Origin of the sequence: Paraburkholderia sp. J94, from assembly GCF_905220285.1 — a bacterium.
Lineage (GTDB): Bacteria > Pseudomonadota > Gammaproteobacteria > Burkholderiales > Burkholderiaceae > Paraburkholderia > Paraburkholderia tropica_A.
The window spans coordinates 26,632-52,350 of sequence record NZ_CAJMZH010000016.1; the positions used below are offsets into that span (position 1 = coordinate 26,632).

Annotated in this window: 16 protein-coding genes and 7 pseudogenes; 6 read left to right on the forward strand and 17 right to left on the reverse strand. The window is 59.5% G+C overall.

The annotated features are described in order from the left end of the window. The first annotated feature begins 102 nt into the window (after positions 1–102). The 3 genes from U4Y88_RS29045 to U4Y88_RS29055 all read left to right on the forward strand — a co-directional run bounded on the left by U4Y88_RS29045 (position 103) and on the right by U4Y88_RS29055 (position 3,600). On the forward strand, positions 103–1,386 hold the full coding sequence (locus U4Y88_RS29045; protein WP_321788044.1) for an FAD-binding oxidoreductase: 1,284 nt from the start codon (positions 103–105) through the stop codon (positions 1,384–1,386). A 30-nt stretch (positions 1,387–1,416) separates the two neighbouring features. Next, on the forward strand, positions 1,417–2,361 hold the full coding sequence (locus tag U4Y88_RS29050; RefSeq protein WP_321788046.1) for an ornithine cyclodeaminase family protein: 945 nt from the start codon (positions 1,417–1,419) through the stop codon (positions 2,359–2,361). 99 nt (positions 2,362–2,460) lie between these two features. After that, positions 2,461–3,600, forward strand: a complete 1,140-nt coding sequence (locus tag U4Y88_RS29055) for a branched-chain amino acid ABC transporter substrate-binding protein (RefSeq protein WP_321788047.1) — start codon at positions 2,461–2,463, stop codon at positions 3,598–3,600. Positions 3,601–3,682: 82 nt separating this feature from the next. On the opposite strand, the gene U4Y88_RS29060 is transcribed toward U4Y88_RS29055, so the two are convergent. The 3 genes from U4Y88_RS29060 to U4Y88_RS29070 all read right to left on the reverse strand — a co-directional run bounded on the left by U4Y88_RS29060 (position 3,683) and on the right by U4Y88_RS29070 (position 6,413). After that, positions 3,683–4,288, reverse strand: coding sequence for an XRE family transcriptional regulator (locus U4Y88_RS29060; RefSeq protein WP_321788049.1), 606 nt, complete (start codon positions 4,286–4,288; stop codon positions 3,683–3,685). A 419-nt stretch (positions 4,289–4,707) separates the two neighbouring features. Continuing rightward, a complete protein-coding gene (locus U4Y88_RS29065) occupies positions 4,708–6,174 on the reverse strand; it encodes a UvrD-helicase domain-containing protein (RefSeq protein WP_321788051.1) in 1,467 nt (488 codons plus the stop codon). Then, positions 6,171–6,413 carry a hypothetical protein gene (locus U4Y88_RS29070; protein WP_321788053.1) on the reverse strand — a complete coding sequence of 81 codons (243 nt, stop codon included), beginning with the start codon at positions 6,411–6,413 and terminating at the stop codon, positions 6,171–6,173. The genes U4Y88_RS29065 and U4Y88_RS29070 overlap by 4 nt, the downstream gene beginning before the upstream one ends. A 179-nt stretch (positions 6,414–6,592) precedes the next feature. On the opposite strand from U4Y88_RS29070, the pseudogene U4Y88_RS29075 reads away from it, so the two are divergent. Beyond that, positions 6,593–7,506, forward strand: a pseudogene (locus U4Y88_RS29075) (Ku protein). After that, on the forward strand, positions 7,506–8,450 hold the full coding sequence (locus tag U4Y88_RS29080) for a tetratricopeptide repeat protein (protein ID WP_321788056.1): 945 nt from the start codon (positions 7,506–7,508) through the stop codon (positions 8,448–8,450). Before U4Y88_RS29075 ends, U4Y88_RS29080 begins: the two are co-directional and overlap by 1 nt. Before the next feature lie 61 nt (positions 8,451–8,511). On the opposite strand, the gene U4Y88_RS29085 is transcribed toward U4Y88_RS29080, so the two are convergent. The 8 genes and pseudogenes from U4Y88_RS29085 to istA all read right to left on the reverse strand — a co-directional run. Further along, on the reverse strand, positions 8,512–8,778 hold the full coding sequence (locus U4Y88_RS29085) for a hypothetical protein (protein WP_321788058.1): 267 nt from the start codon (positions 8,776–8,778) through the stop codon (positions 8,512–8,514). Between the two features lie 2 nt (positions 8,779–8,780). Next, a complete protein-coding gene (locus U4Y88_RS29090) occupies positions 8,781–9,116 on the reverse strand; it encodes a hypothetical protein (protein ID WP_321788060.1) in 336 nt (111 codons plus the stop codon). A gap of 54 nt (positions 9,117–9,170) precedes the next feature. Further along, positions 9,171–9,392 (reverse strand): annotated as a pseudogene (locus U4Y88_RS37800) (PAAR domain-containing protein); the annotation flags it as partial. Between the two features lie 186 nt (positions 9,393–9,578). Further along, positions 9,579–10,169, reverse strand: a pseudogene (locus U4Y88_RS29095) (DNA primase small subunit domain-containing protein). Next, positions 10,166–10,966, reverse strand: a complete 801-nt coding sequence (gene istB, locus U4Y88_RS29100; protein WP_321788062.1) for an IS21-like element helper ATPase IstB — start codon at positions 10,964–10,966, stop codon at positions 10,166–10,168. Before istB ends, U4Y88_RS29095 begins: the two are co-directional and overlap by 4 nt. Next, a pseudogene (locus tag U4Y88_RS29105) lies at positions 10,959–11,930 on the reverse strand (Mu transposase domain-containing protein); the annotation flags it as partial. The gene istB and the pseudogene U4Y88_RS29105, both read right to left, overlap by 8 nt. A 333-nt stretch (positions 11,931–12,263) precedes the next feature. Then, positions 12,264–13,280: an IS110 family transposase gene (locus U4Y88_RS29110; protein WP_321788064.1), complete on the reverse strand. Its 1,017-nt coding sequence runs from the start codon at positions 13,278–13,280 to the stop codon at positions 12,264–12,266. A gap of 106 nt (positions 13,281–13,386) precedes the next feature. Beyond that, positions 13,387–13,974, reverse strand: a pseudogene (gene istA, locus U4Y88_RS29115) (IS21 family transposase); the annotation flags it as partial. 115 nt (positions 13,975–14,089) lie between these two features. On the opposite strand from istA, the pseudogene U4Y88_RS29120 reads away from it, so the two are divergent. Then, positions 14,090–15,049, forward strand: a pseudogene (locus U4Y88_RS29120) (IS110 family transposase); the annotation flags it as partial. 156 nt (positions 15,050–15,205) lie between these two features. Here the strand turns inward: U4Y88_RS29120 and U4Y88_RS29125 are convergent. The 6 genes and pseudogenes from U4Y88_RS29125 to U4Y88_RS29150 form a co-directional block, all read right to left on the reverse strand. Next, positions 15,206–16,455 (reverse strand): annotated as a pseudogene (locus U4Y88_RS29125) (IS256 family transposase). 367 nt (positions 16,456–16,822) lie between these two features. Further along, the gene (locus tag U4Y88_RS29130) at positions 16,823–21,160 is read right to left on the reverse strand and encodes a PIN domain-containing protein (RefSeq protein WP_321788066.1); all 4,338 of its coding nucleotides are present in this window, start codon (positions 21,158–21,160) and stop codon (positions 16,823–16,825) included. Between the two features lie 628 nt (positions 21,161–21,788). Further along, positions 21,789–22,343: a hypothetical protein gene (locus U4Y88_RS29135; protein ID WP_321788068.1), complete on the reverse strand. Its 555-nt coding sequence runs from the start codon at positions 22,341–22,343 to the stop codon at positions 21,789–21,791. A gap of 118 nt (positions 22,344–22,461) precedes the next feature. Next, entirely contained in the window at positions 22,462–22,830 is a 369-nt protein-coding gene (locus U4Y88_RS29140; RefSeq protein WP_321788070.1) for a hypothetical protein, read from the reverse strand. Between the two features lie 66 nt (positions 22,831–22,896). Further along, positions 22,897–23,259 (reverse strand): H-NS family nucleoid-associated regulatory protein, encoded by a 363-nt coding sequence (locus U4Y88_RS29145; protein WP_321788072.1) that lies wholly within the window; start codon positions 23,257–23,259, stop codon positions 22,897–22,899. 666 nt (positions 23,260–23,925) lie between these two features. Further along, on the reverse strand, positions 23,926–25,659 hold the full coding sequence (locus U4Y88_RS29150; protein ID WP_321788074.1) for a ShlB/FhaC/HecB family hemolysin secretion/activation protein: 1,734 nt from the start codon (positions 25,657–25,659) through the stop codon (positions 23,926–23,928). Positions 25,660–25,719: the final 60 nt, after the last annotated feature.

The window sequence follows — 25,719 nt, forward strand, 5'->3', positions numbered from 1 at the left end:
CTCCACAAATAATTTTCGTATGCGATAAATAATTTCGCAAAAGAGAAAAATTGGAGTACATTGCTCGCGAAGACCCAACCCTGGAATCCACGGATCTACGCGATGCAGCATCCCAAAACCGTAGTCATCATCGGTGCCGGTATCGTCGGCCTCAGCTGTGCTTTTTTTGCACGTCGTGCCGGCTATCACGTTCGCGTCATCGACCCGGAGGTTGAGAGCCGACGGGCCAGCTTTGGCAATGCGGGGGTAATAGCGGTCTGCGAAACGCTCCCGCTCGCAACACCGGCATTACTGCGGCAGTTACCATCGCTCCTGCTATCGCAGAGCAGTCCGCTTCAGATCCGCTGGCGCTACCTTCCCGCACTCGCTCCCTGGCTGGTTCGCTTTGCCCGCTCAAGCGCTCGCGAGCCGTTCGATCGCTCCACCAACGCCATGCGCACTATTTTGCAGACTGCGGTTAGTGCGCATATCGAATTGGCTACCGCGTGCCGGGCAACTGATCTGCTCGCGGAGACCGGATGGATCAAGGCATATCAATCAATAGACGCGTATCAGCGGCAGTCCAACGAACTCGCAGTTCTCGCGGACATGGGCGTGTCGATGCAAGCGCTCACCCGTTCGGATATCGACGCGCTTGCCCCCGGATTCAAGCAAGTATTCGCGAAGGCCACGTTGTTTACCGACTGCCTTCAAATAAAGAATCCCGGCGAATATCTTGCGCGTATCGCCCTGGCATGTACGGCGCAAGGCGTGGAATTTGTCCATGACACCTGCAACGGATTCGAATTTTCCAATGACCGCATTACTGCCGCGCGCACAACCACCCGCGCGCTTGAGGGTGATGTATTCGTCATCGCAGGTGGAGCGTGGTCGAAGAATCTCGCCAAAGCAGTCGGCGAAGCGGTGCCGCTCGACACTGAGCGGGGATATCACGTCATGCTCGACACCGGACCTCGCGATCTACTTCACGCACCGCTCTTGTGGCATGAAAAATCCGTGGTCCTTTCCCAGCTTGATAGTGGGCTGCGGATGACAAGTAGCGTCGAATTTGCCGGACTGAATGCTCCGCCGCGCTACCGCAATATTGATCGCACCCTGACCACCATCCGGCGCATCGCACCAGAACTGGCGCAACTGCCGGTTCAATCACGGTGGCTTGGATTCCGGCCATCGATGCCGGATTCGGTTCCCGTGATTGGAGCATCGACGCGTCATGCAAACTGCTTTCTCGCCTTCGGGCACGGGCATCTTGGACTCACACTCGGGCCACAGACTGGGCGCCTGATAACCCAGGCCATTCAAGGCAAGCAACCGGACATTAATCTCGCGCCGTTTTCGCCATCCAGATTTGCATCACGGAAATTCAAAGTCGCGATCACTGCATAAACCCGCCCCTCCTTATGGAGCATTTTTGACGTGTTGACTCTTGATTCAAACCATACTGCCAGCCGGCTTCCATTTGACAAGCTGATTGCTGCGATAAACAGCATGTTTGTTAGCGGCTGTTCCGTACCCCTACGTCACAGTCATTCGATAGAGGGAGAACACGGGGAGCCATCGGGAACACTGCTATTGATGCCGGCTTGGCAGGCGGGCGGCCGCATCGGTATCAAGACTGTCTCGATATTTCCAGCTAACAGCCGTCGTTCGTTACCGGGACTTCACTCCACATTTATTCTTCTCGACGCAACGACCGGAGCGCCGCTTGCCATGCTCGACGGAGACGTCATCACGTCCCGACGCACCGCTGCGGCGTCTGCACTGGCGGCCAGTTTCCTGAGTCGAAATGATTCGAGCAATCTGCTCCTGGTTGGAGCAGGGCGAGTAGGCTCGCTGATCCCGGATGCATACACCGCAGTGCGGCCGATCAGAAGCATCTCAGTATGGGATGTCGACGCGCGCAACTCTGAGTTACTGGTAGATAAGCTCAATGCACGTGGCTTTTCCGCGAAGCTTGCTGACGATCTGGAGAGTGCTGCAGGCAACGCCGACATCATTTCGTGTGCGACGCTCTCCACGCAGCCGCTCATCAGGGGCGCATGGCTGCGCCCCGGCACGCACCTCGATCTCATTGGCGGCTTCACGCCGACGATGCGTGAATCAGACGACGATTGTTACGTCGGAACGTCAGTGTTCGTCGATACTGACGAAGCGCTGATGAAAGCGGGTGATCTGTTGTCACCGATGCAATCCGGGGCATTTGACAGGGCGCTGACCCGTGCGACGCTTGCGCAACTTTGTCGTGCCGAGCACCCTGGGCGGCAGAACCCTCAGGAAATCACCGTTTTCAAGGCGGTCGGCACAGCGCTCGAAGATCTCGCCGCGGCATCGCTTGCCTACGACGACACAGCTACTGTCTAACTCTGCACTTCCCATAGCCGGTACAAGACAGGCATCGGCCTGTTCGCGTCGAGACATGATCCCCGGCACAAATCTGTCGAAGTAAAAATGGAGCTATTTATGTCTATTCTGAAGAAAAGCGTTATTTTCACCGCGCTGGCAACGATAAGTCTGGCAATGAGTGGAACGTCGCATGCTGACGATGTCACGCGCATTGGTGTCGCGGTACCACTTACTGGCAATAACGCGGCATACGGCAAAGACATTGAAAATGCCGTTAAGCTTGCCGTCGCAGAAGCCAATGCCTCCAATATCTTGATCGGCGGAAAGCCGCTCAAGCTTGTTGTGCAATCAGCAGACGATCAGGCGGACCCAAGAACGGGCGTGCAGGTCGCACAGCAACTGGTCGATGAGGGCGTCTCGGTCGTTATCGGCCACTTCAACTCTGGAACGACGATCCCGGCATCGAAAATCTATTCGAATGCCCATATTCCGATGATCACGCCGGGCGCAACAAATCCGACGATCACGGCGCAAGGCAGTCCATTTATTTTTAGCATCATTGCAACAGACGCCCAGAATGCTGGTGCCGCTGGCCGCTACGCAGTCGAAGTGACCAAGGCGAAGCGCATTGCCGTGATCGATGACCGCACGGCGTTCGGACAAGGCGAAGCGGACGAGTTCGTGAAGGCAGTCACGGCTGCAGGCGGTACGATCGTCGCGCGTGAATTCACTAACGACAAAGCTGTCGATTTCAGCGCTCAGCTCACACATATCAAAGGAGAAAACGCTGACCTGCTGTTTTTTGCAGGACTTAATCCGCAGGCGGGCCTAGTCAAAAAGAAAATGAAACAGTTGGGTATGCGAGCGCAGTTCGTCGGCGGAGGAGGAGTAGTCGAGCCGACTTTCCTCGACATCGCCGGTGCCGACGCGAACGGCGCTACGGCGTGGGAATATGGTGCGCCCATCGATGCCATGCCCGGCGGCAAGAACTTCGAAGCCCGATACCAACAGAAATACGGTACGCCGATGCTGTCTTACTCTCCGTTCGCGTACGATGCTACCTGGACCGCGATTAAGGCAATGCAGGCGGCCAATTCGACGAGGCCCGTTGACTATTTACCCAAATTGCGCGCGCAAACCTACAAAGGGATGACCGGAGACATTCGCTTTACCGCTTCCGGCGCACTGGCTCAACCCTCCACGACAGTCTATCAGGTCGCGAACGGCAAATGGACGCCGCTCAAGACCGTCAGGTAAGCCTGCTTTGACGGCCACTATTCCAAGTTGATCAATGAAATAAGCGACGGCACGTCCGCAGTCGCTTATTTTGCACTGCAAATTATCTCAATGTGACATGCGAGCAAACCCATAGGACCTTTGCATCCTGATCACTACCGGATAGGCACGCGTGCCCCATTGTGCTGTCAAAATACATCGCGTCGCCCTTATTTAACGTACTGGGCGAATAAAACTCGGTATTAACTATGACGGTACCTTCCAGAACATAGATGAATTCTTCACCGTCGTGCCGCAGAAGATCTCGAAATTCGCCGATGCTATGCGCCTTGATCGTCGTGACGAGCGGAACGAATCGCTTACCTGCCAGATCAGCGTTCAGAACCTCATACACATATTGTTCCGTCTCGTGAACGACGCCGCCGCCCGCGCTGGTAATGCTCCGGCGCCCCAATGGCACAGGCTTGGGAGCCTGGCTGAAAAGATCACTGACGTTGACGTCCAGACCAATCGCAAGTGCAGCAATCTTTTCGTACGTCGGCGAGAGCTGCCCGTTTTCGATTTTTGACAGCGTCGATACCGAAATCGCAGTGCGTTCGCTCAACTGCAGCAAGGTCAATCGGGCGTCGGTGCGCAATCGCCTTAACGTCTCTGAAAGCGTCCCGCCCGGTACCTCGCGAGGTATTGTTCTATCGCCATGTTCCTTCATACTTCTTGCGCCCCCATTTTTGCTTGCCGCTTACCTTCTTATTGTAGCAAAGTAGAATAATTTTCCGATACGAAAACTCTTGCCTCTTGTAATTGACGGCCGCAGACCGTGAAGATAGTAAAAATAGCACCAGAACCGCCCCGAATTCTTTCAGGTCGGAAATGACTGGAAAGGCGTTTGTTATGTCCGTGCGCTTGGGCGAATATTCAGTGTTGTGCACGTGCAAAGTTCGTTGCTTCGACGTTGAGATGTTCGCAGAGATATGGCGCTAATTACACTCTGACTGGTGTGGAAGGCCACAGCGGATCGACGCCTCCGGCCCTTTCATTTCACAATCGTTTCCGACCTGCCTCCTGAGCGCACGTGAGCCCATCCTATCCGGCTATTTGCCGTGTCAAGTTTTGCCCGCGTCCGTCGCGTCAGTGGCCACGGCTGACAAGCCGCACCAGGTCATCGCGCATGGCCGAAATGTCCAGGACATGCTGCGCGCGCGTAATCGCCACATAGAGCAACCGGATTTCGTCGTCATCGGGCACCGGACTCCCGTCGGCGCCTCGAAACCGGAAATCGTTCGCCACTCTCACCCGCTTCCACTCGAGGCCCTTCGCACGGTGGACGGTTGACACCACATAGTCGGCCTGTTGCTCCGGCGCACACCGCTGCGCGAGCGCGCGCAGGTAGCCCGTGCCGAGCTCGTCAACGATCCGCACGATTGGCTGCAGATCCTGGCCGAACGGGGTGCGCGAAAAGGCCTGCACCTCCGCCCAGTTCTCAAACAGCGAGAACGCCGCAGGCCGGAACGTGCGATGCCCGGCCAGCAACTGGTCCGCGCCATCCGCGAACGCTGCGATTTCCACCGCGCTCATGCGGATCGCGGGCCGGTCACCCGCTTCCAGCCCTGCGGCCAGCTGCCAGATTGCCGTCACGTTTTTGCGGCAAAGTACGGCGTCAACCGGAGGCGCGATCGCCGGATCTTCGACCAGGATTGAGCCGATCGAGCCCTGCCCGCGCAGCGGCGTGCGCTCTCCGAGACGAACAAGCAGACGGCTGGCGAGCGCCGCGAACGTCGGCCCGAAGCGGAACGACTCCGTGAGCGCGCATTCAGGCGCATCGATCTGCGCCATCGCGTTCACCGCGCCCCGCCACTCGTAGATCTGCTGGTATGGATCGCCGACGTAGATCACCTGCGCGTGCCGCTGGCGCTCGAGTACCGAGAGCATTACCCCGTCGCTGTCCTGGGCTTCATCGAACAGGATGTAATCCGTCTCAATGCATGGCTTCGACAGCGCCCATAGCTTGAGAACCACATCGGGCGAAACGGCGGCTCCCGCACGAGGGCCAGCGCACTCCACCCAAAGTCGCTGCACGAACGGGAGAAGCCAGGTCTGTAGCTGAGCGGCGTCACCAATGTCGATCTTCTCGTCGACGACGATATGCGTTGCGATGGGCTGAAGCTCGGATGAACGGCAAAAGCGCCCGAGCGCGTCGGTGATCATCCGTCCAGTTTCAAACGGCGTGAGTTCGATCGCCCTGCCGGTCACGGACCGCACCTGCACCGATCCGATCCCGAACCGTGCTGCCAGGATATGCGGCGGCTCGGCTTCCAGACTGCTGCGGCGTTTGAGCGCCGAATCGGCCGCGGCCCACGCCTGCGCGTGCATCGTCCGCGCTGGTACGTGGGGTGGAAACTTCCGCGCGGCAGCCGCGGCGATATCCCGGTTAAATGCGAGGTAGATGCCACGCCGCGCGCCAAACCGTTCGGCCACCAGATTTAGCGTTGAAGTCTTGCCCGCTCCAGCGTACGCCTTGATCTTGAGGTCACCGCCACGGCGCGCAAGCTCCACCACCTGTTCCTGCTCGGGAGTCGGTGAAAAGGTCGCGCTCATGCGGAGCCGATTGCCATCCGCGGACTGGCCAGTAGCGCGTCGCGCTCCACGGCCCTCGTCGCGCCATCGCCGTCAACGCCGTCGCGCGCGTTCATTTCGGCCCACCGTATCTGCTCGTCCGTCGTCATGACGCTCAAGGCGTTGCGGATGATCTGGTGGGCCGCGCGCAACTCGAAGAGCAGCCTGCTCTTTTCAGCCTGGAGGGTGGCCAGCTCGATCTCGGTCGGGTCCATCGACATGTCGTTTCCTCAGTGGAATTCGCCCTGCATTTTCGCACGGTGAGGCACACCACAAAACACCGCCGACGGCACGGTTTGTGCTGCGAGGGAAAATCGGACGGAGGCTCTCCGAGCCTGCTACCCTGAAAGCGCGACGATGCAGAACCCGTGGTGTGCGCGTCGCACTGCGAGGAATGATCATGGCCACCGCCCGCTCCATCGCCTCCCTGTCGTTGAGCTTCGGTCTCGTCTCGATACCGGTCCGGCTGTACAGCGCCACCGAGAGCTCAGCAACCGTCCGGTTCAATATGCTTGCGCCCGATGGCTCACGCGTCGAGCAGCGGTACGTGTCAAAGGCCACCGGAAAGAAGGTCGAGCGCGCGGAAATGAACAAGGGCTACGAGTTCGAGAAAGGCAGGTTCGTGGTATTCACCCCGGACGAGCTCAAGGCGCTGGAAGAAAGCCCCAGTCATCTCGTTGAAATTCTCGCGTTCGTTCCCGACAAGGAGATCGATCCCGTTTACTACGACAAGGCATATTTCATTGCTCCGGACAAACGCGGCGGCAAGCCGTACAGCCTGCTGCAACGCGCCCTGCTCGCGAGCGGCCGCTGCGCGCTCGCAAGCTGGAACAACAAGGGCAAAACGTATATGGTCCAGATCCGCGCGACGGAGGACGGCCTCGTGTTCCAGCAGCTTTTATGGGGCGCGGAAGTTCGCTCCCTCAAGGACTCGACATCGAACAGGTGCCGGTGTCCGATGGCGAGCGGAAACTGGCGCTCCAGATCATTGCCCAGGGCGAATCGGATCACTACGATCCAGACCAGTACGAAAACGTCGAACAAAAGCGCGTGCTCGCCGCGATCGACGCGAAAATCGAAGGCCAGCAGATTGTCGCGCCCGCCGAGGAAGCCGCGCCCGCCGGCGGCCAGGTCATCGACCTTATGGACGCGTTGCGGGCCAGCCTCACGCGCGGCGGAAAGCAGAAGGCGCCGGCTGGCAAGGCCACCAGCGCGGCGGAAGTGTCGCGCCTTCCAGCGACGAAGCGGGCGCGCACGGTCAAACGCGCGGAAGCCTCTCCTCCGGCCGCCCCGGAAAAGCAGGCGCGAAAGTGATGCGTCGTGGACCTGCACACGGCTATTCCGTGCGGGAGCTTCAGTCCATTCTCGGCGTATCGCGCAGGGTGCTTTCAGGCGTGATCAACAGTGGGCTCGTCATGCCGACGCGTGGGCACCGGAACGAGCTCCGATTCTCTTTCAGGGACGTGGTGGTGTTGCGCACCGCTCTCCAACTGCGGACGTCGAACGTTCCGGCGCGAAAAATACTGTGCGCTCTGGCTCGCCTGAAGCAGAGCCCTCCTTCGACCATGCCACTATCAGGAGTGCAGATCAGTGCGGTAGGCGATGCCATTGCTGTGAGAAGCGGCGAGACGCAGTGGGACGCGACGTCAGGTCAACTGCTTCTGGACTTCGGAGACACGCCCACTAAGCATGTGGTGAGCGAGATGGAGACCTCGCCAGCGCGTCTGCAGGAACGCGCCAAACAAGCCGCAGACTGGTATGCGAAAGCGGAGCAGTTGCAGGAACACGACCCTGTCGCCGCCGAGCACGCATATCGCAAGGTCATCGAGCTGTCACCGCAACCGCACTATCACGCGTATAACAATCTCGGGGCCATGCTTTCAAGAAGCGATGACCGTTGCGCCGATGCGCTCGTCGTCTTCGAACAGGCGCTGAAACACTTCAATGACGCAGAACTCGTGCACTACAACCGCTCAGTTCTGCTCGAGCACGCCGGCAGGCTTGAAGAAGCCGCGCGCGGGTATATGCGCTGCCTTGAATTGAACCCGCACAGCGACGATGCTGCCTTCAACCACGGCGCGGTCCTCGAACAACTCGGCGAGTACGATGACGCGGCGAACGCCTACATCCGATGCCTCCAGAACAATCCATCGCACGCCGAGGCACTACGGCACCTTGAGTCGCTGATGGACAAGCTGCGCGGCGATGCGAGAGCGCTGATCCGGCACTTGAGCGCCTGGCGTCGCTCCTCGGTCTGACGGCCGAGCTCGCCGTATCCGGCGCACACCTTCGCGAACGCCACGGCCAGTGGCCTCTCGTTCAGGGGAGCGGGTAATCGTCGGGCTTGACCTTCAGGCGACGCTTCACCTCGGGGTGATAGATCGAGAGAATTCCTAACGCGCCAGCGCCGATCCGGGTCGCGACTTTCTCCGTGAGTTCGCCGCCTGGAATCGATGCGATTGGCCACGGTGCTATCAACGCGTTCTCACGCAATCCGGCAAGGTCCGCGTCACTGAGAGAGCACATTTCGAACTGCTGCAGTTCTTCGTTGAATGTCAGAACAAACGACTTCGATGGTGCGGCCATAGTTAGTAACCTCGACACTGATTGTAGATCTTGAATGCGTTCTGCTTGCAAGCGATCAACGTATACGGATCGCCCGTAATCGCACGATACATGTTGCACTCGTCCAGATTGCGCTCGTACTCAGCATAGCAGTCAGCTTCCTGCTGTTCATTCACGCCCCGCGCGGCGGTATCTGTGCCCGCGCCCGCGGTCGGGTCTCCATATTTGAATGCCTCAGCACTGGAAAGATGCGTGCTGCTACTCGATGAAGCGGAGGCGGCAGCCGACGTCACCGCGCCGCCCGAAGCTGCGGCTCCCGCCGCGCTCAAGGCCGCAGCCTCATCAGTCGTGAATGACATTGCCATGTCCGTGCGCGACGCGATCAGCTTAGGGGGTGGATCGCACTTGCATCGGCAAAGATCGTCACTCAATAGTGCCTGCTTTCCATGAATCGTATGTTTGCGATAGGGCTGAACCGGAACGCCCACGCCGACGCTGTTGCAAGCGGGACATTGGATCTGTGACCCTTCCCCCCCTAGCGCCTGTCCGCCGAACCCGAATGTTGAGTCGGCGCCATCAATGACGGTGCCGCCTGCGGTCGTCTTGTCGCCTACGTGGATGAAATACCGGAGCATCCCTCGCCTCTCGCCGTGAAATCTCAACCGCCATTTTCAGCCGCAGCATGCGCGACGTGTGCAAGAGAACGTCAACTGGGGACTAAATAAGTACTCGGTACGCATCAAATCAGCGTTGCGCATAGGCAGCCGTCAGTGCATTGCTGAAACTGAGCTGCCCACTTCGCAACGAACGCTCGATTGTTACTACAGCCCGCGTGCCTGTTTGAGGCGCTTTGTCGCTACGGTGAGCGACTGGCGCGCGGTCCAGTATTCAGACCACGGGTCCAAAGACTGAAAGCTGAGGTACTCCCGCGCGGTCTGGACGCTCCACTGCGAGCCGCTTTTCAGCTCGAAAAGTTGGTCCTAGGAAACGGGCATCGACACCCCCATACCCGGTCGCGCGCGCGCCGAAAACGCCGCAGCTGTCGTCTGGCCGATGCCGTTGCGCAGATAGTCGACATAGACCTTGCCGATCCGGTTCGCCGGTCCCGAGGTCGCAGAGAACCGCTCCGGGATCGTCTTCGCGAGGTGGCGAACAAACGCCTGCGAAAACGCCTTGACTGCGTCAAAGCCCTGTCGGGGCGTCAACGGCACAACTACATGCAGCCCCTTCCCTCCACTGGTCTTCAGCCACGCCTGTCCGCGCCGACGGAATTTTGAGCCACCGGGCCGATTGGATTTTGAGCCGGGGTGGAGACCGGTCTGTAGCAGGACCGGTTGTGGATAAGTGTATGGGTTTCCGGGGTCGTTGTCCTCCTGCGTATGAGGGTGCGTTGCGCTGGCAAACGACTTCAGGCTGACTCGGCAGCGCTCGCGCTATCGCCTCTGCGTGCCGCTTCACGTGTGCGGATGCGTTTCTTTGCACTGGCGCTGCTGTGCCGGAATCGATAGCTTTCGTTGCCGGTCTCCACGATGTGGCAGTGATGCGTCAGCCGGTCCAGCAACGCCGTGGTCATCTTCGCGTCGCCGAACACACTGGACCATTCGGCGAAGTCCAGATTCGTTGTGATGGCAACGCTCGTGTGTTCGTACAGGCGGCTCAGCAGATGGAACAGCAACGCCCCGCCGGCCTGGCTGAACGGCAGATATCCGAGTTCGTCCAGGATCACCAGGTCAAGGCGGAGCAGACTCGCCGCGATCCGTCCGGCACGGCCCTGCGCCTTTTCGTGCTCCAGTGCGTTGGCCAGATCCACTGTCGAGTAGAAGCGCACGCGCTTGCCGTGATGCATGATTCCGGACACGCCGATGGCGGTTGCCAGATGCGTCTTGCCCGAGCCCGAGCCGCCGACCAGAACCAGGTTCTGTGCGCCTTCGGTGAACGTCATGCTGGCCAGTTGCATGACGAGTTGGCGATCAACCGGCGAGCCCTCGAAGTCGAAGCCGGCGATGTCCCGATGTACGGGGAACTTCGCCGCGTTCATCTGGTGGCTGACCGAACGCACGGCCCGATCCGCACTCTCGGCCTGCAGCAGCCGTTCGAGCAGCCACTGCGAAGACGCCACCTCGACATTACCCTGTTCGAGCAACTCGCCCCAGCCAGCTGCCATGCCGTGTAAGCGCAGCTGTTTGAGTTCGATGATCAGATCACGCATGACCGGCCTCCGGCTGTTGCAGTGCCGGGCGCAGGCCATCGTAGCGCGATGTGTCGGCCAGCGGCGGTGTCGTCAGTTGTAGCGCCGTGTCGATCTTCGGTGGCACCTGCACACCGCGCATGCGCGACAGCACGTTCACCACATGCTCGACGCTGACGCGCCCGGAGGGCGGCGCCTGTTCAAGTGCCAGTTCGACCGCAATCAGCACGGTGCCCAGGCCGCTTTCCGGGACCAGCGCCAGAACTTTCGCCATCACGCGCTCGCCGCCCGTTTCGCGCAGCAGCGCCCGGCGCAGGCGTTGCAGCGGCTCGGGCATATCCAGAAACGGCGCGCCGTTGCGCAGTGCGCCGGGCTTGCGCTGGATCAGCGGGATGTAGTGCTGCCAGTCGTAGCGCACCAGACCTTCGTCGGCCAGCCGGTCGTGTTCGGCCACCACGGCGTCATCGCCCACTACCACGACGCGGCCCGGATAGAGCCTCGTGCTGAGCATCTGGCCTGCAAATTCGCATGGCACCGAGTAGCGGTTGCGCCCGATGACTACCAGGCTCGTCGACGACACCCGGGCCGCACGTTCAACGTAACCGTCAAACGGTGTCGGCATCGGCATCAGATGGGCGCGCTCCTGCTCGAATACGTCGGCAACGCTCAGGTCCCGATAGTCAGGATGCTTCACCTGCTCCCACAGCGACCGACACCGGCTCGCCAGCCACGCATTCAGATCGGCGAAACTGCCGAATCGCTGTTCGCGCGCTTCAATCCAGATACGCCGGCGGCTGTCCTGCACGTTCTTCTCGACGACGCCTTTTTCCCAGCCGCTGGCCACGTTGCAGAAGTCCGCGTCAAACAGGTAGTGCGCGCACATCACTGCAAAGCGCGAATTGACGGTGCGGCCACGGCCTTTGTGAACCTTGTCGACCGCCGTCTTCATATTGTCTACAAGGACTTCCCCATATTTCGCAAACGCGAATCCACCGCGTTGGACTGAGCCTCAGTCAAACACGGATGTTCTTTGCACGCAACTTCGACACAGATTGCACGGCTCGCAACGAGTTCGAGGTATGCGGACGGCGTGTCTACAAACGGACATAGTGCTGCTAAACACACAGCGGTCCCTGATGAAAGACGCGCGCTAAGGACTCCAGTCGTAGAAAGGGCATAGAGGATCGGCCTCTCGTCCCAACAATATGATCGAGTATTCCTAAGCGCAGGTCCAACCTCTACTCATCAACAACTGCACATCACGCGACGCTGGCTTTACTGCTGAACTTCTACCCACGAGATCCGGCGGTTTCGAACATCAAGCCGGAATTTTGAATGCATCGCCCAGACGCAGCGCAGCCCAACACATGCGCGCATTCTTGGCCGCTATCGCAACTACAGCGCGACCAAATCCTCGTCGCTCTTTCAGTTTCAGTGCCCAGCGGCTCACTGGGTCGGTATGAGCCGCCGCTTTCATGAGCAGTGATCGAGCGCCCATGACCAACAAGGTTCGAAGGTAACTGTCGCCAGTTTTTGTGATACGTCCCAGTCTCGCTTTTCCTCCTGAACTATGCTGGCCGGGGGTGAGCCCAAGCCATGCACAGAACTGCCTCGAATTCTGGAAATCATGCGCGTTGCCAACGCTGGCCACTATGGCGGTCGCGGTTGTCGGCCCTACGCCGGCGAGCTTCATTAACTGCCGCGCCTTGTCGTTTCGTCTTGCCATTTGGCAAAGATGCTTGTCGTATTCGTCAATGCGTTCGTCGAGTCGGCCAAGGTGGCTGAGCATGTCTCCGACCGCCGTGTTACACCAGCCAGGCAAATCCTCAGGCACCATGTGCGCTTCCTTGCGCATTGCGCTGGCCTTAAGTGGCAACACGATGCCCAGTTCACTCAGTAACCCGCGAAGCCGGTTAATCAGCGCTGTGCGCTCCTCAATATATCCCTGGCGCGCACGATGCAAGAACAGATCAGCTTGCTGGTCGAGTGTCTTGATCGGAACAAACCGCATGTTGGGACGGGTAACTGCCTCGCAGATCGCCGCAGCGTCATTCGCATCGTTCTTCCCGCGTTTGCCTGACATTCGATACGGCGCGACGAACTTGGGTGCCATGAGACGGACCGTATGCCCCAATTTCTGGAACTCTCGCGCCCAATGGTGCGCACCCGAGCAGGCTTCCATACCAATGAGGCAAGGCGGCAAGGACGCCACAACCTCCAGCAGCCGGCTACGGCGGACTTCCGGGCGAACCAGTTCAGGCTTGCCGGACGGCCCGACCCCGTGGAGGGCAAACACGTTCTTGGCCAGATCAATTCCGAGCGTTACGATTGGCATGGACTTCCCCTTCGAGTGAGTTGATGGAGCGTGAGAACCCCATCGTGGCACCTTGATGCCGTGGCCCGCAATGGGCGCCTGATTCGGGACGGGGAAGTCCCTTTCATTCATAGACGCCACGGCGGGCCACCCCGCCGAAGGCCGCGAACGAGCGCGTATGGGCGTCAAACAGCATCTCGTGACCCTGACTCGGGTAGGCGACGAGCCAGAACGCCCGAGACGCGCACAGCTTCATGTGCGACACCTGCAGCTTGCGGTAAATGCCGCCGACAACCAGTCCTTCCTCGGACCAGTCAAACTGGAACGCTTCGCCCAGCTCGAATCGCAACGGCACAAACGCCGACTTCGAAACCGCCTGGCCTTCGCGTTGCCGCCAGGCCCGGATGAAATCGGTCACCCTCGAGTAGCAGCCATCGTAGCCGGCCGCCTTGATCTCCTGGAACAGCATCCAGGCGGTGCGCCGTTCTTTCTTCGGCCGTCGTGCGTCGACGCTGAGCGCCTGCACCAGCACGTCGTGAAACGGCGCCAGCCGGGTCGTCGATTGCGCGCGCCGTTGATACTTCGGTTCTTCCTGAGCATCCATGTTCAGGTATTTGCTAATCGTGTTGCGCGACAGGCTTGTGAGACGCGATATCTCGCGTACCGACTTGTTCTGGCGGTGGAACATCCGCCGCACCTTGCCAATCATGGTCATCGGGATCATCCCCAAACACCCTGCCTGAAAAACTAGCAGGATAGGTTGATTGCCCGGCTCAGTTTTCAGTCGGCGCGATCCCTACAAGTGGCTCAATTTCCGATCGGCGTAAACAGATCCGGAAACCGGCGAGATCGTGAACAGACCTATCAAACGGGCGGTGTTTCTCGAATATTTCGCGAATCGCAAGCCTTGTCTCATCGGAATGGAATCCTGCAGCGGATCCCAACACTGGGCGCGGCGATTGATCGAAATGGGCCACAAAGTGAAGTTGATGCCAGCGAAATTCGTCAAGGCGTTCAACATCCGAAACAAGAACGACGCGGCCGATGCGCGCGCAATCTGGATGGCGACGCAGATGGCGAGCAAGGAAGTTGCTGTAAAGACCGAGGCCCAGCAGGCAGTGCTCGCATTGCATCGTATGCGGCAGCAACTAGTGAAGTTCCGCACGATGCAGATCAACAGCCTCCGCGGATTGCTCACTGAATACGGCGAGGTGATGGGCGTCGGTCGGGCCGCGCTGGACAAATCGATCGTGGGAGTTCTGGAAAGATTGTCGGGACGCTTGCCAGTGATACTGATCGAGACGCTGCGTGAACAATGGAAAGGTCTCGATGTCCTGGACCGGCAGATCTGCGAGATCGAGCGCCGTTTGCGCGCGTGGATGAAAGATGATCCGTCTGCCAAAGCAATTGCGGCCATTCCGGGCGTAGGTTTGCTAACAGCGACCGCGGCGGTGGCTACGATGGGGCATGCCAAAGCGTTCAGATCCGGCCGCGAGTTCGCCGCGTGGCTCGGTCTCGTACCGAAACAGACGGGTTCGGGCGGAAAAGTCGAGCTGCAGGGAATAAGTAAGCGAGGTGACACCTATCTCAGAACTTTGCTCGTTCACGGCGCTCGGAGCATCATCTATCGCGTGAAGGAGCTGGGTCCATGGGTAACGCAGATGAAAGATCGGCGTCCGTTGAACGTAGTCATCGTGGCGATGGCCAACAAGCTCGCCCGAATAATCTGGGCGATGCTGGCGCATCAACGGCCCTACCTGAAGGACTACGAAAGCGTTAAACCTGCCTGATTTCTTTGGTCTGGCGGAAGGTTGTGCTGAAAGGAATGGAACGTCAAAAGTTGCGGCGGCATTCGAGTGTGATGACAAAACAGGTAGGACTTGGGACTCACGAAGCCTGAAAATCTGGGGGTGTCAGAATTTCCGTGTTCAAGGCGGGGTTGAGATTCAGACGGATGGTCGAACGAATCGATCCGCATAGAGGATAGCGAATTGGTTCATCGCTGTCTTCCAATCGTGGGCGGCACGCCCCCAGTCAGCCGTGATGTTGCGCAGTGCCAGCCAGATCAGTTTTGTTGCTGCATCATCGGTCGGGAAGTGGCCTCGGGTCTTGATGATCTTGCGAAGCTGCGAGTTGATGTTCTCGATGGCGTTGGTCGTGTAGATCACCTTGCGCACACCTGGCGGAAACGCAAAGAACGGAATCACGCGGTCCCAGGCATTGCGCCATGACCTGCTGACCGTCGGGAATCTCTGCCCCCATGGCCCTTCGGCAAACGCCTCCAGCTCGGCCTGCGCAGCTTCAGCGCTCGGGGCGGTATAGATCGGCCGGATCGCGGCGGCCAGCGATCTGCGGTCTTTCCAGCTCGCATAATCGAGGCTGTTCCGGATCAGGTGGACGATGCAGGTTTGCAGCGTGGTGGCCGGAAACACGGCTGCCAGCGCTTCGGGCATGCCTTTGAGGCCGTCGGTCACAGCAATCAGGATGTCGTTGACGCCCCGCGTTTTCAGGTCGTTGAACACCTTCATCCAGAACTTGGCGCCCTCGGTGTTCTCGATCCACAGGCCCAGGATATCGCGCGTGCCATCGGGCAGAATGCCCAGCGCCAGATAGACGGCCTTGTTGCGCACGACGGCATCCTCGCGGATCTTCACGCGCAGCGCGTCGAAGAACACGACCGGATACATCGGCTCAAGTGGCCGGGCCTGCCAGGCGGTGACTTCGGTCATGACCTCATCGGTGACCGAGCTGATGAACTCGGGTGAGACTTCGGTGGCGTATTGCTCCTGCAGGAAGCCCTGGATCTCGCGCACGGTCATGCCCCGGGCGTACATGGCGACGATCTTGTCGTCGAAGCCCGTGAAGCGCCGTTCGTGTTTGGGGATCAGCAACGGCTCGAAGCTGCCGTCGCGGTCGCGCGGCACTTCGATACGGATCGGCCGTCTTCAGTCAGAACGGTCTTGGCACCCCTGCCGTTGCGCTGGTTCGTCACGCTGGCCGGTTTGGCAGCGCCGGGCGCGTAGCCGAGGTGATGATTCATCTCGCCGCCCAGCGCCCGTTCGATCAGCGCCTTCTTGAGGGCGAGCGTCGCGGCGTTGATGGCTTCGGCCGTCATCGGGCCGTTGCCGAATTGTTCCAGCAGTTCGGCAGGAATGGCCGGCAGTTCGATCGGTGGGGTCTTCGGTTTGCGAGGCATAGGTTCTCCTGGAAAAGATCATATGCCTTGAACACGAAATTAATGACAGGCCCGAAAATCTGCCTGAGCCTAACAAGCTCGCGAAGTGAATGAGGCGTGAGTCTGCGGATTTCATAGGGGCCCGCAGCGAATCAGGCTGCAACAAGGCCGAATGTAGAGCTGCAGCCCATCCTGTTTGCCAAAGCGTCAGAAGGCCTAGCGCAAAGGGGGGCGTTCATGTAGTCAGATTTAATGCGGACTGAGGCGAAGTGACTTTTTTATTGCGCCTGGAGTGGAAGCAAAACTGTCACTTCGGCGACTCAGGAAGCCGTCCGGTCGATCCGGCGCCGGTGACGGATTTATTGCGTCCTACGCCAACAGCGAACGTCTACTCGGCAGCGCACGGGGCCTTCTCCCGGGAACGCGTTAGCGTCACGTCCCCCCCGCTCGGCGTCGTCGCATCAGACGGAAGGACCTCTCGATCGGCCAAGGTACTATCCGCGCACAACCGCGGAACTGCCGTCGCGTATAGGACCTTCACAGACCACGAACCAGAATTGTTAGCTGGTACCGGGACGGTTGCAGCTTCGGCGGCCAGTCCGATCAGCCAGTTCCCTAGCGGCTTCGATACCATCCCCCGCTCTCTCAACACAAGCATCGCCCCAGCCATGGCTCCCGCCGGATACGCAGGATTCGACGAAATCGCCCGGAAGAGCAGAAGAGCAAGTTCCTTAAACGCACCTACTTCGCACGGCATATGCTCAAGCACGCCACGCAGCAATTCCGTGACCATTGTGATAGCCGATCCTATCTCGGTCGTGCTTGCCCGCAGCTGGATGCACAACTGGTCCACAGCACGCCTCGCCCATGAGGCGCCCTGAAAGAATACGGCGATCAGGTCGGGGGCCCTAAGCGATACGAATGTGCGATTACGCTCAAGTGCAGTGACACAGGCTTGCGCATAAACTTCGGGCTCAAGGTCTCCACGTTCCACGGCAGCAACCATCAGTGGCTGCAGACCAATAGCATCGATTCCAAGAACGGCGGCGAACATGCGATACCGTTCATCGACGCTCACCAGTATTGCTCTACGCTCAGCTGCGAGCAGCAACCCTTCATACTCCTCGACAGAGAGAACATCGCGCAGATTGTTGGGCCATTTGTCAACGTCCGGAGGACCGAATACCGGGACTGCGCTGCAGCACGAGGCGGCGATTGCAACCAGTCTTTCCGCCCGCCTGATACCTGCTAATCGTTCAGCATCAGTATTTTTGACATATGCAATTTGGCCGTTCACGTCAAACATGGTGCCTTCCGATCGATCGGAGCGGCGCGCCTCCAAGTAATTGAGAATGATGTCACGACTGTGAGGAGTGAAAAGCAACGTATCGAGCTGATCAAGCGCAGGCGACGCGTCCATTCGTTCGAGCTCCGCCAACGAAGCAGAATCAATCACGAAGGGACCACCGCCCCCCGTCACAAGCAGTGCGAGAGCCCTCGCACGGTCGCGGGCAAAGCCATTGTCGACTCGCATCGCTGGGCTGCCGCGTTCCCATCCGGCTACAACTTCAACTGGATCTCGTCCCAGCATCGTCGCAACCCACCCTAGCGTGCATGGGAGACTGGCATATGTGCCCATGGTCTGCGAAACAGCTGCTTTCGTTTTCGTGAGTTGATGGTGGAACGGACTTAAATCAGGCTTTCCGTCCTTTTCCGGAATAGAAATCGCCGTCACGCCCGCGTCGGGAATAAGGGCGTCCGTGACTCCTTCGCGCGCTATCTCAAGCAGGCGCCGGTAAACGGGTTCGACCGATTTGATCATGAACTTCCGTTGCTCGCCCCACCCCGTGTCTATGACAATCTCCTCTCCAGCCTTCTTCCCAGCGATCAGCTTGGCCTCTGACGATGTACGCCCCCTGAATTCATTCGTTTCAGGCAGACCGGTTGTACCTTCCGGATCGAGGGAAATAACGAAGCTTCCCGTTGGGCCCTCCAAGGTCACCGTAGTTCCGGGACCGCCCGAGGAACACACTTCCGTGAGTTGCGGCAGGTGCTCTGCCAGCGTCAAGCAGCCCATAAAGTACAACGAACCAACTTCGCGGCTCTCCATGTGCTGTCGGCGCAGGCCGTAAAGGCGTGTCATCCCCTGCGCTGCGAAGCCGTGCCGGATCTCAAGGGCAGCAATCTGGGCGACTCGCTTGACATCGCCGTCGAGCTTGACGGGAATTTGGGCCATGAGCTCGTCGCGCCCGTGATCAAGTTTTTCGGTGCGCGAGCGAGCGAGGATGCTGAGAATCCAAACATTGGCATTGGTCGGCCTGGCTGCGCGCTCGAGGTCGCAAAGACGCGACACGAGAGGCCAGTCCGAGCACAACTGCCCAAAGTCCATCACGATCCGTCTCGTGTCTCCGTCAGCCTCCCATCCAACTGGGAACGAGTCGAGAAGGCACTTACCTTCAACTCGCCGATCGGCTTGTATCAGGCAATGCATCAACCGACAGTGGAGCTCGCTAATTCGGCCGGGGGTAGCCAGCGACGTCAGTATGTCGGCCGCATCGCTATAGCGTCCCGCTTCGTAAAGAACTTCGCCAATTTGATAGCGGTCGCTGGTCGGAGAATCCGGGGTAAGTAAGCTTTGTGCACGCGCGACAAGCTGACCCGCTCGCTCGGTATGCTTGCTTCCAAGGAGCAGGCGGGCGCACGCCGTAAGGCCAGCGATAGTGGTGAATTCCGGACCGTTCAGGATTTGCGCTGCAGCGTCTTGCAGACATCCCTGATTGGCCAGCACAAATAGGCCAAAACAGCGAAATGTCTCCGCTAGCATGCGGTCGACAACGCCGAGCGCATCAAGCTGTTTGCGCACTCGATCAAGCGAAAGTGCATCCCCACGATTGGCCGCGATCTGACCCAATTCGACTAGAGCGTCACGCGGAAGTTCGGACGATGTCTCCAAACCAAGCTTCAACGCATCATCGGCTCGGCCTGTTCTCTGCAACGCGATTAGTTCGGCCCGCAACGCCTGAACAGGCCAGACGTTGCGACTCCGAGCTTCCGCTGCTAACGTGAACACCTCCTCCGTTTCGCCGATCAGCACATAAGCGTAAGCGAGATTCACGACGCCTTCACGCAACGCTTCGGCACTCTGCCAATTCCAGAAGTGGACATCCCGTGGGCTGAGACGATTTACCGCGCGTTGGAGCCGATTCTGGATCGTATCGGGCAACAGCCTGAAAGTTGCGCTGAACGTGTCGACAGTCGCCTGCTCCAACGCGAAGGACAGTGCTGTGGTCTTATGAAACAGCGTCGCATCGGCATGGTCTGCAGCGCGCGAGGTGAAGTCGATCGCTTCTTCAATCCGCCCAGCTTGATGACGGGCTTGGCCGAGAATTTGAAGCACATCGGCATCGTCGAGTGCACCAACGGGGACGCTGTCTTCGCTTATGACGCGTCCACACGCGAGTTGAGCCTGCGCGAGCGCGACCCAAACAGACACAGACGCCGGAAACCGTGCGTGAACAGCTGTAGCTAACGAGAGCGCGCCCTCGCCGTCACCGCTCGCAGTCTTGGCACGAATTGCACCTGCCGCAATCCTTGGATCATCGGCACAGATTTCATATGCCTTCAGGAGGTCCTTCGTCGCAGCATCGCGTTCCCCCAACTGCCACCTGCATGCGCCACGCATGAAATACCAGCGCCCCTGCTGATGCTGATCCAGCGCGACAAGGTCTTGCTCAAGGACAGCAAGGTCACTTAGGCCATCAGCATAGCGACCACTTCGGATTCGCTCATAGACGTGATCGAGACTGCGGGATATGACGACATTTGCCGAGTCGGGTTGCGCCATCGGAAACGCGCCGTCGCTGATCGTAACCGCAGGCAGGAAGCCGCTGAGCACAAAGCCAGGGACATTTGCCTTGGCAAACTCTGCCGACACGATCCGCTTAAGCTCGGCAAGCTCTGGTCGCACTGATACGGTGGCTGGATCGCTCAGTTCACTGATAGCACGATACGTTTCGAAAAGCGCGACCAACGAAGGGTCAACATTCGTCGCAAGATTGTCTAGCGTCAATGTCGCAGCGGCGCCGTTGAGTTTCAGGCAGGTCGTCTCAATGCGCGCCCAGACAGCCGCGGCATCGACCGTTTGAATGGCAGCAGTAGCGATCGCGCGAATATGGGCGACATGACGCATTGACTCTGACGAACCCGCGCTGGACAGGTCGTGAGCAACAAGCTGAAGATGTTGGGCGAACCGAAACAGCACTTCGCTGGTAATAGGTCCGGGCGCTATGTCGCTGAGGATGGTCCCAATAGCGGCGAGAGCATCGCGCTTCTTCTTGCTACTGAACTGCTCCGTTTGAACCTTTTTGCTGAATTCCTCGTGCGAGAGCGAAGTCCGTGCCCATTCCAGGATCGCTAGTAAGGGCTCCATTTTTGCCGCACTAGCAATGTCGTAGACGATACAGATCCGGTCTGAACCCGGCGAAAATAACGTGCCAGAGTAATCACGCCACGCAGCAGCAACGCATTCTACAAAAGCCGTATTCGAGACGGTTGGAGCGATACTTCGTTTCATCTGAAGCAATGCGCGCGATGTAGCACCGTCACGACCTTGGATCGTGACGATTAGATCGTCAGTGTGAAAACCATGAATCCGCCCCTGAAAGGTCAAGCCGACAATACGGCCTTCTATCATCTCAGCGACGCCGGCCTCGCCGGAGAGCATCATAAGAAGCCTAACGGCCTGCACCCTCGCTTCGAAGGTGACGCCGCCACCGCCAGTAGAAGTGGGATTCGAAATCCGCTTGGTTGAAGGCGCTGAGCGCGGGCTAGTGGTCTTCTTAACGGCCTTACCGCGCATCGTTCGTTTTGATCCGTTCAAGTATTGGAAACAGGCGATGTTAGCGGAAACACTTTACTCATTCATAGACCGCATTAAAAGTGTCACCGTTGCGACATTAAATTTGACAAACTTGTTGCGCGCTATAGTGGACTAAATTCGGCGCGAGGGCGACCAACGAGCCTTCCAGCGGACAGGATGTACGTGTCCAGCAAAATCGGCAGATTTGCCGTCGCGGCGCCCTCGCGGAATTGTTATCGGCCGGTAGGATCCACGTCGGATCACAAATGAAAACGCCACCCGAAGGTGGCGTCAATCAGTCGTTCATCGCTCGTCACAAGCGGCGGCTTAACTCTCCGCTCCCGCGGTTCGTCGCGGGCGAACCCGAACAGTCGCGCGGTATGTCTCACGAGCTTCTACGCCCGACAATGCACCCTTCTCGCCAGCTGCCTCTGCGCGTTCGAGGATCAGGGCGATGCCGCGCTTCTGCAGCGCTATCACCTTCGGGCGAAGCTTGCTAGATGCGTTCAAAGCCATAAAAACCTCCTTCGTCAGATGCGGGCCGGGTCACACAGCGAAAGAACAGCCCCGCTTCGCCGCGCTCGAATTTCCTAGCCAACCTATTATATAGCGCATCCAGTTTGCCCGTTTGTGGCATGTAGAAATACTGCGACGTTTCCGGGTACGCAAGCGCGTGCCCTTGAAGCGCCATACTCAGCGCTTCACTGAACTGCCAGATCATGTTCGGATCCGGCAACGGCCAGTCACCGGGGTAAAACATGCTTTCCGCATCGGCCTCAGCGCGCAGAAACTTCACCAACCGGGAATTCGGGGCCGGAAGAAACCCGTTGTTCCACGCCTCCGCCGTCTCGCGAACCAACTGGTGGTCGTTACCCGAATAGGCGAAGACGTCAGCGAAAAAGACGACGTGCCGCACGCCGTCGAAGTCGATGCCGCTTGCTTCCAGGGTCTGGTCGATCGCGACCGGGCCGCGAATGTGCACCTGCCCTTCCGACGCCGTTCCGGCCGGAAAGAGTGCTGCGAGCAACGCGTCGTTAATGTATTGAATCATCCACCATTCTCATACCACTGAACCGGCCTCAATTCTCTCACCTCGCACGCGATGTCAAGTCGCGCCATCAGCCGGAGTAGAAACGCGGCGAGCCGGGCCTCCCTCCCAACGTGCGTGGTCAGAAAAGCCCGCCCTGCCGTGTGTCCCTCGCCGGCGGCGACGACACCTCCGCCCGACGCGCGCCGCTACGGCGCACGACCCGACGCACGTGCGCCACCAGTTCGACGCTTGCGTCTCCGTCCCTCGGGCCCTTCTGGCCGATCATCGTCGTCAACTGCAGTGTATGACGCTGCACGCCGTCAACGGCGGAGTCGTTCAGCCTGCGTAGCGAAACATGCAACCCGACTCGCCGGGCACGATAGAGCAACTGGGCGCGGCTCATCCCGTTCCAGCAGGTGCCGACGAACGTCACAATGGCGGCTGGCAGCGCCTCGGGCGCGCAGCCGTCCGGCAATGCAATCGCGACAAGTTCAAAGCGGTCAGCCATCCAGCGCATCGCCTATATGTATACGTGAGTAGCGGGCGCGGCCCGGCCCGCGCGGGAGAAAGCTCGTCATTTTTCGCCCGGCCACCATGCCTGTGGCTGAGGCGCGTCGATCGCGTAGTCCTCGAGGCGCTTGCCCACGAGCCAGCGCGGGCGCTTGCCCTTGCCCGACCACTTGCTGCCGGTGACCGGGTCATAGTATTTCGCGGGCAGCCGCGCGGGCCGGTCGTAACCGAGCGCGCGGCGTACCTCCTGTTCGGTGATGCCGAGCAGCGCGACCTCCTCGCGGAACCGGGCCAGTGCCGCAGCAGCCTCGCGCGCGCGGGCATCGGCCAGCCGGTCGTTCACCTGGCCGAGTTCGGCGCGCAGCTGCTTCAGTCCGGGCGGGGGTTCGGGTGCTGGTGCCGGCTGGGTGGGCTTCGAAGCGGACATGGACGTTGGGGAGTGAGCCGACGGACGGCGACGGACTGATTCTAGCGGGGGCACCGGTGGCGTCAAACCCGGCGGGGCAGCCAGCCGGGTTCGTGAGCAGGCCGACGGGCTGCCTGACGACGGTCCGGGGCGGCGCGCCCTGCCCTGCAGGCTCGGATCTCCAGCCCCATGGCAGCTTTTTTGGCTGTTAGCGAACGTCCTCAAGCATGATAATTGTTATTATCATGCTTGCGTTTGAACCTGTTCTGACGTCCGTTCGACAGGACCGTCCTGCGGCTACTGCCCGTCCAATTCTGGTTTCTACGTAGAAACCTGTCCGCCGTCCTGCTCACGACACGGGTATTCCCAACCAACGAACTGGAAGTTGTTCATACGACGAACAATCTTGTGCCAGCGAACATGGACCCCACCGGACCGCCTGTCTTATTAGTACCAGAACATGTACACCTGATCCGGGCTCAGCGGCGGGAGCCCGACAGTCAACGAATTCACACCGCAAGGTGGCGATGATCTAACGCCCCTTTTGCGCCGATAGCGCAGCACTATCACCTGAAACGTTGAGGCCCGCCCGTTCGCAATTACCTAACAGCACCGAGTCAACCGCACCCAGCCACTAAGCGATGTCGAAAGTAGGTAGCATAGGCGCCCGATGCTGCTGAAAGGCAACTAAAACTGTGCCGAAAGCTGGAACCCGAGCGTCGCGCGCGATGCCGGGAAATTCGATGGCTTGTAGACGGGCGTTCCGGCGAACACGTCATAACTGGCAGTTGCGAAGCGTGACGGAATTGCCCCCTTGAAGCCGATGACGGCCCCAGCGAGCTGTGTGCCTGCGAGATATTGCGCTGACGGCCCCCACACATGCCCGTAGTCGAGCCCAGCGTAGACCGCCTGCCCACTCTGCCCGATTGAATACTGCACTTCGTTGCGCCAGTAGAACCCGCGCTCTGCCGCCAGCATCGTTTCGCCGCTGAAACCTCGCACCGTGTAGCGGCTGCCAATCGTGAGGTCGTCAATGTAGTTCAGTTCGTCGGCGGTGTACTGTCCGTGCAGCGTGCCGACGTAGCGGAAGTTTTGCCCCGCTATCGCAAACAGCGCGACGAGATTCGCATCGAGCGTCGCCATGTGGAAACGGTACGTAGGGCCGTCAGGCGTATCAGCCTGCGCGCCAAACCCGCCAACGCCCTGACGATACGCGAGCGTGCCGTCGAACTGCGACGCGCCGAAGTAATGCCGGTTCGTCACGCCCATCTCGACAAAGGTGTTGTCTCGGTACTGCTGCGCGATCTCCGTATCTTCGATGAAGCTCGCGCCAAAACGCTTGATGAACTGGAATTCGACGCCCGTCACGTCCGACTGGCTGCGATAGATGACACGCTCCAGCTTGAGCCCTACGGTCTGGGCGTTGCCGCTCGATACGAATGTCTGATTGACGCCTGCGACCTGCTGATAGTACGTGTTCGTATAACCGTAAAGCGTGCCGGTCCAGTAGCCCCACGGTACGGCATAGGACGCGTTCCAGCCGTGCGTTCCGAGCGTGTGATTGCCGAACTGCAAATCCTGGTTATAACCGCCCGACAGCACGTCATTGAGGCCCAGCAGGTTATACAGCGCGAGCGACACGTTACCGATATAGCCGCCTGTCTCGCGCGTGCCAGAGTTGTCCGCCGACACAACCAGCGACCACGGCTTCGTCCGCTTGACGGACACGACCACGTCACTTTCACCCGGCGACGTGCCGGGCACCAGCTCCATGCTTGCGTCCTGATTTGGCACACGCTTTAACTGCTCAAGTCCCTGTTCCAGCGCGCGAACGTTCAGCACGTCGCCGTCGCGCGCGGGAAAGGCCGACTTGAGCGTGCCGCGCGTGTTCGCGTCAGCGAATTTCAGATGCCGGATGACGCCCGGTATCAGCGCGAATTTCAGCACGCCTTTCGATAGATCCTGCACCGGAACGAGTACGCGCGTGGTGACATAGCCGTGACTGAGAAGCAGCCCTTGCAGACCCTTCGCGAGCACGTCGAGCCCCCGTTTGCCCACGCACTGGCCGCTGTAGTGTTGCAGCCAGGTATTGACGAACGCGAACGGGTCCATCGGCAGCGCGGACGCGCCTTTGGTGCGCGTCGCAGCAGGTAGCGAATCCGGCACATCGACCGCGAAAATCTCAATACGGAAACACGGCGTTTCGACGGGCAGCACGGGCCACTCACCAGCCTTCGGCGCTTCCGAACGCACGACCGGCGCGGCGACAGTGGCCGCTCGCTGCTGCGCGTCACGACGCTGCTGGACCTGCTGTTGCTGTTCGGCATTGGCGCGCGCCGCCGCATCGGGCGGCGTCTGCGAATGGGCGAGCGATATCGCGGCCGTTAGCGGCAGGGCCGCCAGCCTTTTATGGATTTTCATAGAAAGAGACTAAGAAGGGTGTGAGGCGAGAATCACACCCTTCACATATTTTTGGAAACG

Coding starts and splice junctions, on each gene's coding strand:
- U4Y88_RS29085 (WP_321788058.1), bottom strand. CDS start 8,778: ATGGCCGCACCATCGAAGTCGTTTGTTCTGACATTCAACGAAGAACTG.
- U4Y88_RS29045 (WP_321788044.1), top strand. CDS start 103: ATGCAGCATCCCAAAACCGTAGTCATCATCGGTGCCGGTATCGTCGGC.
- U4Y88_RS29130 (WP_321788066.1), bottom strand. CDS start 21,160: ATGATGCTCTCCGGCGAGGCCGGCGTCGCTGAGATGATAGAAGGCCGT.
- U4Y88_RS29060 (WP_321788049.1), bottom strand. CDS start 4,288: ATGAAGGAACATGGCGATAGAACAATACCTCGCGAGGTACCGGGCGGG.
- U4Y88_RS29090 (WP_321788060.1), bottom strand. CDS start 9,116: ATGTCATTCACGACTGATGAGGCTGCGGCCTTGAGCGCGGCGGGAGCC.
- U4Y88_RS29135 (WP_321788068.1), bottom strand. CDS start 22,343: ATGATTCAATACATTAACGACGCGTTGCTCGCAGCACTCTTTCCGGCC.
- istB (WP_321788062.1), bottom strand. CDS start 10,966: ATGCGTGATCTGATCATCGAACTCAAACAGCTGCGCTTACACGGCATG.
- U4Y88_RS29065 (WP_321788051.1), bottom strand. CDS start 6,174: ATGAGCGCGACCTTTTCACCGACTCCCGAGCAGGAACAGGTGGTGGAG.
- U4Y88_RS29055 (WP_321788047.1), top strand. CDS start 2,461: ATGTCTATTCTGAAGAAAAGCGTTATTTTCACCGCGCTGGCAACGATA.
- U4Y88_RS29110 (WP_321788064.1), bottom strand. CDS start 13,280: ATGCCAATCGTAACGCTCGGAATTGATCTGGCCAAGAACGTGTTTGCC.
- U4Y88_RS29080 (WP_321788056.1), top strand. CDS start 7,506: ATGCGTCGTGGACCTGCACACGGCTATTCCGTGCGGGAGCTTCAGTCC.
- U4Y88_RS29140 (WP_321788070.1), bottom strand. CDS start 22,830: ATGGCTGACCGCTTTGAACTTGTCGCGATTGCATTGCCGGACGGCTGC.
- U4Y88_RS29070 (WP_321788053.1), bottom strand. CDS start 6,413: ATGTCGATGGACCCGACCGAGATCGAGCTGGCCACCCTCCAGGCTGAA.
- U4Y88_RS29150 (WP_321788074.1), bottom strand. CDS start 25,659: ATGAAAATCCATAAAAGGCTGGCGGCCCTGCCGCTAACGGCCGCGATA.
- U4Y88_RS29145 (WP_321788072.1), bottom strand. CDS start 23,259: ATGTCCGCTTCGAAGCCCACCCAGCCGGCACCAGCACCCGAACCCCCG.